The 11,250-nt window shown below is 52.6% G+C and carries 8 protein-coding genes; 3 read left to right on the top strand and 5 right to left on the bottom strand.

Annotated elements, in window-relative coordinates:
• Positions 1 to 81: 81 nt before the first annotated feature.
• Positions 82 to 822: a hypothetical protein gene (locus AB1L42_RS08070; RefSeq protein WP_367053197.1), complete on the bottom strand. Its 741-nt coding sequence runs from the start codon at positions 820 to 822 to the stop codon at positions 82 to 84.
• Between the two features lie 67 nt (positions 823 to 889).
• A complete protein-coding gene (locus AB1L42_RS08065) occupies positions 890 to 1,654 on the bottom strand; it encodes a response regulator transcription factor (RefSeq protein WP_367053196.1) in 765 nt (254 codons plus the stop codon).
• Positions 1,655 to 1,872: 218 nt separating this feature from the next.
• Between AB1L42_RS08065 and AB1L42_RS08060 the strand changes: the two genes are divergently transcribed.
• A complete protein-coding gene (locus tag AB1L42_RS08060) occupies positions 1,873 to 4,899 on the top strand; it encodes a PVC-type heme-binding CxxCH protein (RefSeq protein ID WP_367053195.1) in 3,027 nt (1,008 codons plus the stop codon).
• 122 nt (positions 4,900 to 5,021) lie between these two features.
• Here the strand turns inward: AB1L42_RS08060 and AB1L42_RS08055 are convergent, their stop codons facing one another.
• Positions 5,022 to 5,738 (bottom strand): DUF6655 family protein, encoded by a 717-nt coding sequence (locus tag AB1L42_RS08055; protein ID WP_367053194.1) that lies wholly within the window; start codon positions 5,736 to 5,738, stop codon positions 5,022 to 5,024.
• A gap of 198 nt (positions 5,739 to 5,936) precedes the next feature.
• Between AB1L42_RS08055 and AB1L42_RS08050 the strand changes: the two genes are divergently transcribed.
• Complete coding sequence (locus tag AB1L42_RS08050; RefSeq protein ID WP_367053193.1) at positions 5,937 to 6,428, top strand: DUF309 domain-containing protein; 492 nt, start codon at positions 5,937 to 5,939, stop codon at positions 6,426 to 6,428.
• Between the two features lie 17 nt (positions 6,429 to 6,445).
• On the opposite strand, the gene AB1L42_RS08045 is transcribed toward AB1L42_RS08050, so the two are convergent.
• On the bottom strand, positions 6,446 to 8,629 hold the full coding sequence (locus AB1L42_RS08045; protein WP_367053192.1) for a glycoside hydrolase family 57 protein: 2,184 nt from the start codon (positions 8,627 to 8,629) through the stop codon (positions 6,446 to 6,448).
• Positions 8,630 to 8,769: 140 nt separating this feature from the next.
• Positions 8,770 to 10,245: a glycogen synthase GlgA gene (gene glgA / locus AB1L42_RS08040; RefSeq protein ID WP_367053191.1), complete on the bottom strand. Its 1,476-nt coding sequence runs from the start codon at positions 10,243 to 10,245 to the stop codon at positions 8,770 to 8,772.
• A 318-nt stretch (positions 10,246 to 10,563) separates the two neighbouring features.
• Between glgA and AB1L42_RS08035 the strand changes: the two genes are divergently transcribed.
• Positions 10,564 to 11,142 (top strand): peroxiredoxin, encoded by a 579-nt coding sequence (locus AB1L42_RS08035; RefSeq protein WP_367053190.1) that lies wholly within the window; start codon positions 10,564 to 10,566, stop codon positions 11,140 to 11,142.
• The last annotated feature ends 108 nt before the right edge of the window (positions 11,143 to 11,250 follow it).

Here is an 11,250-nt window from a genome sequence, read left to right as displayed (position 1 = left end):
GTGGATGCACCCTGTACTCAGCAGTTTGTCGACGATCGTTACACAACTTTTTGAGAACTCGCACCTGTTTTCCGAAACAGCTTAAGAACTGAGACTTCGGGCGAACGAACTGAGTTCGTCGTCAATTGCGTCAGCTCCGGTCTCTTCGATGGTGTCAGCGATGACCTCTCTCAACAGCTCTCGAAATCGCTTTCGCAATCGAAATGCTGCAACTTTGACAGCAGTTTCGTTCATCACAAGTGATTCAGCAATCTGCTGATACGGTCGAGCTGTCTCTTCTTGCGTCAAATGCGGAAGAAGCCGTTCGAACAGAGGTTCTTTGCCTTTGGTGCGATAGTCTTCCCGAAGCTGTTCGACCACCTGTTCGAGAATTGTGAGTGCCCATTGTCTTTCAAAAAGAGCTTCGGGAGTGACTCTCTCAACCGGTTCGAGAGAATACCGCTCCTCACCGACGGCAGCATCGATTGAGAAAACAACAGCTCCTCCGCCGCGTTTCGCCGCGTTCTCACGGCGTCGTTCGTTGGAGAGAAAGTACTGAAACGATTTCAACAGGAATGATCGAAACTTGCCCTTCTCAGCCTCCGCTTTTGAAATCAGAACGCCACTCAAAAGTTCTGAGAGAAATCCCTGCACCTGTTCCTGAGCATCCGCTGACTGCGCTCCTCGCCGTCGTGCGAATGCATAGAGTGGAAACCAATAGATCTGACACAACTCAGCCAGTGCATCCCGCGACTCGACCGATTCGACACCACGATCAGCCGACCGAACGAGCGTCCAGCGAGTCGTTTGAAACGGCACCGGACTGGCAATGTCTGTCGGCACAACGTCGACTCCATGATTTCGAACAACTCGTCGATGAGGAAAGCTGTTCGCAGGTCAACTGAGAGAGTTAAGGGTCAGCTACAAAACGGTATCCTGTTCCACGCACCGAGAGCAAGTGCTTTGGATTTGCCGGATCAGATTCAATGTACTTCCTCAGTCGAAGCACAAAGTTGTCAATTGTCCGCGACGACACTTCCGCTCCCTGCTCCCAGACGTCCCGCAAGATCCTCGATCGCGACAGCACATCTCCTTCGTGCTCAATAAAATATCGGAGAAGCTGAAGCTCCATCGTCGTCAACTGGTGGGTTTCGTCTCCGCAAACCACTTCGAAAGTTTTGAAGTTGATGCTCACATCACGAATCTGAAACTCGTCGATTTCCGTTGCATGCTTCACGACCAACTGCGCCCGAGGACGGCGCAACAGGTTCCTCACGCGGCTAAGCAATTCCGGCAATGCGAACGGTTTGGTGACGTACTGATCGGTCCCACAGTCGAACGCGTGCATCTTGTCTTCGCTGAGATTTCGCGCACTGAGCACAATAATTGGCACCGATTGATCACGGTCCCGAATTTCCCGACAGATTTCGTATCCGCTCATTCCGGGCAACATCAAGTCGAGGACAACAAGGTCGACCTGATGCGAATTCTCCTCGAAATACGCAAGTGTCGACGGACCGTCCCCGAGCACGACCGGGTCATATCCTTCAGCCTCGAAGTTAAAGCGCAGCCCGTTCGCGATCGCCTCTTCGTCTTCAACAATTAAGATTCTCTTCGTCTCGCTGGCCATAGCTGCATATCTATCATCCAGAAATTCTCGCAGTTCGTTTCCCATATTCTCTATCTGAAGCTGCGTTTCGGCAAGTGCTATCGATTGTCCAAAATTCTCATAGCTTGGCTGATCCGGCAGGAGACTCGCTTTGAATCGCTGGTTGGAAGGCGAACCCGCCGATTCGATTTTTGCTGCTCCTTGACGATGTGAAACGAATTGTGAGACGATTTCCTTCGACCTCCAGCGTTCCCCTGTCTCACCCCGCCTCCGAGGAGCCCTTCGTGATCAGGCCGACACACCTCCTGAGTCTTGCTCTGTTCATTCATCTCTGCACTTCACTGCTTGCTCTTGCTGCCGAACCTCTCCCTCCGATGGAGGCAGTACAGAAGTTTCAACTCGACGAAAGTTGTGCCATTGAACTTGTGGCGAGTGAACCCGATGTCGTCGACCCGGTTCACATTGCTTTCGATTCCAGCAACCGTCTCTGGGTTGTGGAGATGTCCGACTATCCCAACGGACCCGATCCCAACCAACCGGGCCTTTCCCGAATTCGCGTGCTCACAGACACCGACGGAGACGGACGGTACTCCGATCCAAAACTTTTCAAAGAGAACCTGCTTTTCGCCAACGGACTGATGTTCTGGGAAGACGGCGTGATCGTCACCTCGAATGGACAGGTTCTATTCCTTCGCGACCAAGACAACGACGGAGTCTGTGACGAAACGCAAATCTGGTTCGAGGGTTTCGCAACTGAGAACCCTCAGCTACGGCACAACCATCCACAACTCGCACTCGATGGATACATCTATATCGCCAACGGACTTCGCGGCGGTGAGATCGTCCCCGGACCGGACGCTCCGTGGGAGATCAAATCCCCAGCCAAACCGCTCTCGATCGCTGGAAGAGATTTCCGCTTTCACCCGCGAACAGGCGAATACGAAGCCGTTGCTGGGATGAGCCAATTCGGGCTGACGTTTCTTGATGGAAATCGGTTCGTCTGCACCAATCGGAATCCCGCCCGACAGATCGTCCTCGAAAACGATCAACTCACGTTGACTCCCGGTTTGGTGGTGAATCGTCATTACGAAGACGTTGGCCCCGCTGGCGAAGATTCCGTTCTCTATCCGATTTCAACAACCTGGACGACGTCGAACCTGCATGCAAATCAATTCACGGCAGCTTGCGGAGTACAGGTCTACCCCGATCACTCTCTCGGTCCGAAATTCCACAATGCCATCTTCACCTGTGATCCCACCGCGAACCTCGTTCACTGCACTCGAATTCGCGAAGCGGGCCCCACGTACCGCGACATACCGGATGACAGCAAACGGGAGTTTCTGGCTTCGACAGACTCATGGTTTCGCCCCGTAAACCTTGCTCTGGGTCCGGATGAGAGTCTTTACGTCGTCGACATGTACCGAGCTGTCATCGAACATCCTCAGTTCATGCCTGAAGAGCTAAAGGACCGACCGGATCTTGTCCTTGGTCGAGATCGAGGCCGAATCTGGCGGATCGTCGGTAAGGCAAAACAGAAGCCATCTGCCCAAACGGACCCCGGACAATCCACATCTCAAACTTCCACTCAATCGCTGCTCAAAACACTGATCATTGACCCCGAACATCAAAAGTCATCCTGGGAGAAAGAACACGCCTTCCGAATGCTTTTCGAAAGGAACGATTCTCAAACACCTCAACACCTACGTGAACTCCAAAAGGATCACCAGCTTGATCCAATGTTCGCCATGGCTGTCCTGAATTCTTTCGATGATGTTGAACTTGAAGACATGAAACGAGCTCTCAATTCAAAAAGCAGTCCCGGTCTCACACCATTGATTCTCAAAATCGGCTCCGACCGTTTTTCGACCGCGCCCGAGTGGATCGAGCTTGTGAACACTCGTCTTGAGTCATTGCAGAAACTCGCTCCGAATGATCAACGCCAGACCTCGCCAAACATCCGCAAACAAGTCTTCGCAACGCTGGGACGAATTCCATGGACTGACCTGACCACTGCCAATCAAGACTTCGTTCTCGATTCTCTCTTCGCAGCTGATGCAGATGACGACGCAGAATGGATCGCTGCCTTTCTGGGAGTCAGTGCGCGATCAGACTCAGATGAGATCCTTTCGAAGCTCACTACCTTCAAGTGTGATCCTGAGAAACAGGAAACGTATATCGTCGTGCTGAACTCACTCGCAACACTCTTCGCTCGACAGTCGACTGCTGACGAAGTCGAGGAGCGACTGATGCAGACGTTCCAGAGTCCGGAGATCACCTTACAACAGAAGTTGGCATGCGTTGCAGGAATCTCCGAGGGGCTGAAAGGTGGGTCTCGAGCGACTCGCGAACTGCTCCGAAAAGATAACGGAATACTTTTCGCAAATCTCATTGATGATGCAGTCGAGTTGTTCGGTGCTAATGACCCCAAATCAAAGATCGATCCAATGATCTGTCAGGTACTTGGGCTGGGGGAAGATTCTGCGTCTCTCCAACTTCTCGTCGCTGCAACCGCTTCCGGCCATGCTCAACGGGCGTCCTCTGCACTCGCAGCAATCTTTGACCGGCCCAGCGAACAACTTGTTCCCACGCTTTCAACACTCTTGCCTCAACGACGTGGGCGAATTCGTCGCGAGATCCTGCAACAGATGGCGAGATCGACTTCTCTGGCTGCGTTGCTCCTCGACGAACTTGAATCGGGAGCGGTTCATCGCACGGAAATTGACGACTCTCTCGAGCGATCGCTGTTGAGAATTGGAGATGCCGATCAGAAAGATCGTGCGAAGAAACTTCTTCAACGTGATCCTCCGGCAGACCGCGTCAGCGTGCTCGCTGAATATCAGCACTGTTTACAGCTTGAATCGAACCCATCGCGCGGGATGAAAGTTTTCGAACAGCAGTGTGCCACCTGTCACAAAGTCGGCTCCATTGGCGTCAATGTCGCTCCCGACATTTCTGATTCCAGAACGAAGACTCCCGACTTCTTTCTCATGAATATTCTCGATCCGAATCGCGCCATCGATGCCAACTACTTCAGCTATACCGTTGTTGATACATCAGGGCGCATTCACACCGGAGTTCTGGCGTCCGAGACCTCAGCCGCAATGACGCTGAAGCAACCTGAAGGCAAGACTGTCTCAATTCCCCGCGATGAAATTGAACAGGTCAAAAACAACGGGGTCTCGCTGATGCCGGTCGGACTTGAGAGAACCATCAATCCGCAGCAGATGGCCGACTTGATTTCGTTTCTCAAGAACTGGCGCTATCTCGATGGGCAAGTCCCATCGGAAGTCATCAAGCCACTTCAGCCCTGACGACGAAGTGTGTCGCTGGCGCTTAATCACACTTCGTCATGCTAGAAAAAACGGTCCAACGTGGGCGATTCCCGCGTTGGACCGTTGGCAGTTTTCAAACTAATACAATCAAGCAGTGATTGCTACTCGTTCTTTTCGAGAGAAACCGGATCGATCGTCTGCAATGGCTCGGCAGCCAGTTGAGTTCCCGAAGGATCCGGAGCTGCGAAGGTGATGATCTTTGGAATCTGCGTGTACCTGACCGCAGCTTGTCCAGTCGTCGAGCTGCTGATTTCTCCTTTGACGTTTCCGCTTCGGAATGGACCGGCACCCACAACGAACCAGTTGCTGTCTTCGGACTGAGCAAGGGCCTGACCGCCAGTACCGAGTGCCATTCCACTTCCGGTCTCGAAAGCGACGAGACCTATCTTCGCGGTCCCCGATTGTTTCTTTCGTTCGGCGAAGCGAACTTCAGGTAGAGTGACGACACCAGGCAAAACAATTTCCGGGACACCGATGAAGGAATTCGAGGAAGCTGTCCCGACAGCTCCTGTTCGAAGTTCAACGGTGATCTCGCTCTTATCGGCAGAATCGACCAGTCGAGCACCCGATTGAAGGATGCGGTGACGGACTGAAGCGATCACGTAATTCTTATCCACACAGTCCGCATACTTGTCATTCAGGAAGACCGCATGACCGCGAAAGGGCCGAAAGTCGATCTTGTCGAGCGACTGATCGACCGCATTGGTGATCAACAACTGTTCGGTTGAAGTTCTTGCTGTGTTTGAAGTTGTGGCTGTCGCACAGCCCAAACCAGAGAACAGAACCAGCGACAATAATGAAACTCGAAATGAAACCATCGGACTCCTCCTCCGTCACGACATCATGTCGTGAGAGTGACCCGCAAGAAATGAATAGGGGATGACGTTGCTTGAGTAACAGGGGAAGGGAGAGAGATCTCGTGACTAGCCGACAGCTCCAAAGTCTGTCAAGCTGATTTTCCGCGCCCTTTCAGTCTCGTTTCTGCCCGTAAAAAGATCCCGGAGCCGCTGCGATCGATGAACTCGCTTCCCCCATACACCTATATTCCAGGCAAGACTCCGCATCCGATTTCAGATCCAGCCGGACACATGTACGGAACATCCGATGCGATCGAAGATGATCACAAGTCGATGTTCGATCGTGCGGTCGAACTCTTCAATAACGGGTACTACTGGGAAGCACACGAAGCATGGGAGCAGGTCTGGATGGCCCACAATAAGAAGGGACCACAGGCCGATTTCATCAAGGCCTTGATCAAGCTCTCCGCCTGCGGAGTAAAATGCCTCGAGGGAAACCGAACCGGTGCAGAACGACATCTCCGCCGGTCAGGTGAGTTACTTGGACTCTCGCACGCAGCTGTCGACTCCATCGACACGTTCGGAGTCTCGATTGCACACTTACTTCAGCAAGTTTCAAATCTCGAAACGAAGCTGCCGATTCAGGACTCAGAAGTTGATCCGGGACCCGTTCAACCGCTCCTCGGGATCATTCCCATGTCGGACGGATAGAATGAGTCAGCGAAACACTACGCCTGCCACATATACCGCTCGAAGTCAGGACCGCAGACCTCGAGGTCAATCGTTCCTTCGCTCGGAATACGATTGACAGCTTCTCCGTTTTGCATGAGCTCAACAGCGAAGTGCATGCGGTGACCGACTTCAACTCCCAGATCCTTCTTGGGAATCGATACCTCAAGCACCTTCCCGATTGCAGCTGCGACGTTTGAGTTCGCAACGACTTCATTCTCACGAACGACCGACGATTCGATCAATCCGTTCAGCTTCACTTGAACTTCAATTCCGTAGGGCTCAACAAATCGAACGCGCATCTCTTCGTAGTCTTTCAAGTCCGACTTCGCTGCGAGAATTGTGTCGCAGCGGAGAAGGAACTGATCCTGATCAAATCCGAAATACAGATCAGTGATCGCACTATCGGAAACCATTGTCATCGTTCCGCGTTCGCTACCTGCTTCGTAATGACCGGCATTTAACCATTCAAAGAAGCTGATCCGGCCATCGACCTTCACGTTGAGAAGGGCCTTTGGTTGAGTATGCAGATGCTTTCGCTCAGCATGAGTGACCGGTTCAAACATCACCGAAGGAGGCATTTCACCGAGCAGGGTGTAAACATTTCGGAGATGCCGTCGAAAGAGCTCGTCGAACAGGTCGTCCTGTCCGGAATGATGATCGTCACCGTACCACCAGTACCAGTCGCTCCCTTCAGCGATCATCAATTCCTTCCACGCTTCCTGAATGGCTTCAGGAGCGAAGCGGCCCGACTTCTCCGCCTTCTTCAAGAAGGAGCGAGTGATGTGAACAAGATCCCACGCGTCACGGTCTTCCTGATGTCCGATCCAGATATAGAAGTCGTGATTGATCCAGCTACCAGCGAAGAGTCGATTGATCTTCTTTTGCGGCGGATGCTTGGCGAGGAACTCACTCACCCGAACCGAATTGACTTGTGGATCGACAACTGACTTGCGGTACAAGCTGCGAAGGAAACCAACGCCGCCGTCCGGGAAGTACTCCCAGCAGTTCTCTCCATCCAGCACGATCGGCACAAACGCCGGCTGTTCGGGATTATGTTTCTCAACAGCGTGAGCAATCCCTTTCACCTTGGCGAGCAAATCATCAGCCGCCCAGTTTGGATCGTTCCGCTGATAGTGGAAACCGATCAGATCGCTAAGTCCGTGATCGCGGAAGATTATACTCAGCGACTCCCCTTCACTGCTCACTTTCCACGGCTGGTACAACAGCTCCGGACGATTCACATTCCCGTGAGCGTCTCGATGGACAAAGTTATCCGTCGAGTGACCGAGGATCTCTTCGTCGGTCGCAATCCATTCGATCCCCACGTCGATGATTGATGCGAGAATGTCTTGCGAAACCGATCCTTCAGACGGCCACAATCCTCGCGGTGGTTCTCCGAACAGCTTCGTATGGTACGCGACCGCTTTCTCGAGATGCCGTTTGACGTCTTCTTTATAGCTGTCGGTGTACTGCGGCATTTTGCAGCCCGGCATCGCTTCTCGCGCAGACTTTTTGTCCCAGAGCAACGGAAGAATCGGGTGGTAGAAGGGAGTCGTGGTGATCTCAACTTGGCCACCTTCTGACAACTCGCGGTGCAGCGGAATCACTTCCGCGACCAACTCACGCTGTCGATCCAGAAGCCAGTTCTTTTCGTCTTCGGTCCAGTCTCGCCCCTTCGTTCGAAACGCCGTCAGATCAGCATCACGTTCGAAAACGAGTTCATGAATCCAGGTCAGATTGTTCCAGACCTGCAGGTCCCGCAACTCCTGTTTCGTGAATCGCATGAGTGCGATCTCTGCGGAGTCGCGGCCCAGTCCACGCTTCTGAAATAGTTCATGATATCGCGGGTAAATGCGAATCATGCTTTGCTCGTTCGCCATGAAGAAGTTGTCGAGCAGGTAGCAGGCGTGTTCCTGATCGAGGCTGTCGGCATTCATCCTCGATACTTTGAGATGCCGATCGACGTGACCGTTCTCGTAACGTTGAATCTGCTCCAACAAGCTGGGAACTAGATTGATCGTACAATGAAACTCTGGTACCTCCTGTATGTGCATCGCCATCCCGAGGTAATCTTTGGTGGCATGCAAGCGCACCCACGGCATCAGAGTTTCATCTGCGACATCATCCGGGTAATACGGTTGATGTTGATGCCAGAACAATGCAAGTGAAACAGGTTTCATCGGGAACACTTCATCAGAATCGACGTCACGCTACGACTGAACGCTCGTAGCGATCCAAGACAAAAACTCGAACGCAACACACAGCTGCACATCGAACAAACCAGTCAGCATTTGATGGTGATCGGCGAAAGTCTGAGTCATCATGGCTCTGACCGAACTCGGTCTTTGGCTCGTTCGTAAACGTCAATATAGTTCCGAGCACTCCCCGACCAAGAGGAATCTTTCCGCATTCCGTGATCGACGATCTTTCTCCAGTCATCATGGAAGTGCTGATACAGGCCGACAGCTCGCCAGACAGTGTCCAGAAACGCATCACCGTGATAGTGGTGAAACTGAAATCCGTTGGCTGTGCCGTTGGCGAGTGTTTGAGAATTGGTGTCGACGACGGAATCGGCCAATCCTCCGACAGCATTCACGATCGGCGGAGTGCCGTAGATCAAGCTGTATTGCTGATTCAGCCCGCACGGCTCAAACTGGCTGGGCATCAAGTATGCATCTGCTCCAGCTTCAATGCGATGAGCCAAGGCATCGTCAAATCCGATGATAGCTGCGACTTTCTCCGGATGAGACTCCTGCAGCCCGCGGAGATAGTTTTCGTGTCTTTCTTCACCCGTTCCCAAAACGACGAGTTGCACATTCGCCCCGAGAAACTGGCCAGCCTTCAAAGTGATTAAGTCGAGCCCTTTCTGGTCCGTCAGACGAGAAATCATGCCGAACAACATCGCCTCTGGCTTTTCGGGCAATCCCACTTCTCTTTGCAGGGCAGCCTTACAACGTGCCTTCCCTTCTTCAACTGTGTCGGCAGTGTACTGTGTGTCGAGATGCGGATCGATTTCAGGATTCCAGACGGTCATGTCGACGCCGTTGAGAATCCCGACGAGATCGTCCCCACGGTATTCGAGAACGGGATCGAGTCCGTATCCAAACTCCGGGCGACAGATTTCTTTCGCGTAAGTCGGGCTCACAGTTGTCACCTGATCCGCCATCGCAATCCCTGCTTTGAGCAGGTTCAGGTGGCCCCAGAATTCCAACTGTCGCCAATTGAAGAACCGGGGGTGAATCCCGGTATTCATCATCTGCCAACTCGGGAACTGTCCCTGAAACGCCATGTTGTGGATCGTCATGACCGTCGCGACATCCTGCAGCGGGCCACCCTGTTCGCGGCTCTGCAGAACGAGCGCTGGAATCAGACCGGTTTGCCAGTCATTCGCGTGAATTACATCCGGAATGAAAAGCGTCCGTGCCAGTTCGACCGCTGCCCGACTGAAAAAGAGAAACCTTTCAGCGTTGTCGGCGTAGTCGCTTCCCCCCTCGACATATAATCCCGCACGATCGAAGAAGCTCGGACAATCGACCAAAAGCACTTTGACCAGATCTCCGGGAAGTCGAGTCTCGTAGATGGTCGCTTCAATGGTGGTGCTGGGAAAATCAATGCGAACTTCCCCAACGACGCTGCCTCGCTTCTCCTCCGAAATGAAACGGCGATAACAGGGCATGACCAGAACAACTTCGTTCCCCGCCTCAGCCAGAGCATTCGAAAGCCCGGAAGCCACATCCGCCAGCCCACCCGTTTTCGCGAATGGAACCGCCTCGGAAGAAACCATCATAATCCGCATCGAAAGCTCCTGAGATGGTCACAAACGTTTCAGAATTTCATCTGAAGACAATACGAAAGAGAACGTAACGCATTACCGCCCGAAACTCCAATTCCGACTGGCGTGGATCGCTCGAATCCACCAATCCTGATCATCGGCCGGAATTGATACCGATACTCTCCGCTTGAAAAAACAGCTGATGCTCTGACGAAGCAAATCTCTGAGAGTCCGAGAATCCGAGTTCATCAGCCATCGCTTGTGAGTCAGCGGTCATCGGCGTATGCTCGATGTTGAACTTTCAGTTTTCCTCCCACCGATCACTCCCTGGAGCTTCATTCCATGAAGACACTTCTTCTCACCACAACGATGGCCTCAGTTTTCCTCTGTTCGGCCTTCGCAAATGCAGTCGATGTTACCCTGAACGTCGGAGACAAGGCTCCCAGCTTTGTCATTCAGGATGACACAGGTGCCAACTGGAATTCAGACAAGCACTTCGCAGAAAAAACCGTAGTCGTGTATTTCTATCCTGCGGACATGACCGGTGGATGCACCAAGCAAGCATGTGGATTCCGCGACGATCTTTCGAAGCTGGAAAGCGAAGATGTTGAAGTTGTCGGCGTGAGTGGAGACTCCGTTCGCAATCACCAACTCTTCAAGAAAGCTCACGACCTCAATTTCACACTACTCGCCGATCCCGATGGCGTCGCTGCCACAGCTTTCGGTGTCCCATTCACAAAGGGCGAACAATCCATCACTCGCGAAATTGATGGAAAAGAAGAAGTTCTGACACGTGGTGGAACGGCGAAACGCTGGACGTTTGTCGTCAAGAACGGAAAAGTTGTCTACAAGGACGACAAAGTCAATGCCGCGGAAGACAGCCAAAAAATTCTGGCAGCCATCGAAGGCCTGAAGAAGTAGTCGAACGGCATTTCTTCCACGCTCGCTGTCGAAAGTGATCTCGGTCACTGACCTCAAAACCCATTGCGGGCATCTCTTCGAAACTCTTGAGATGCCCGCGTGGATTTG

The organism is Thalassoglobus sp. JC818 (assembly GCF_040717535.1).
GTDB lineage: Bacteria > Planctomycetota > Planctomycetia > Planctomycetales > Planctomycetaceae > Thalassoglobus.
The sequence above is the reverse complement of the archived record's forward strand: the minus strand, read 5'-3'. Positions and strand labels throughout refer to the sequence as shown.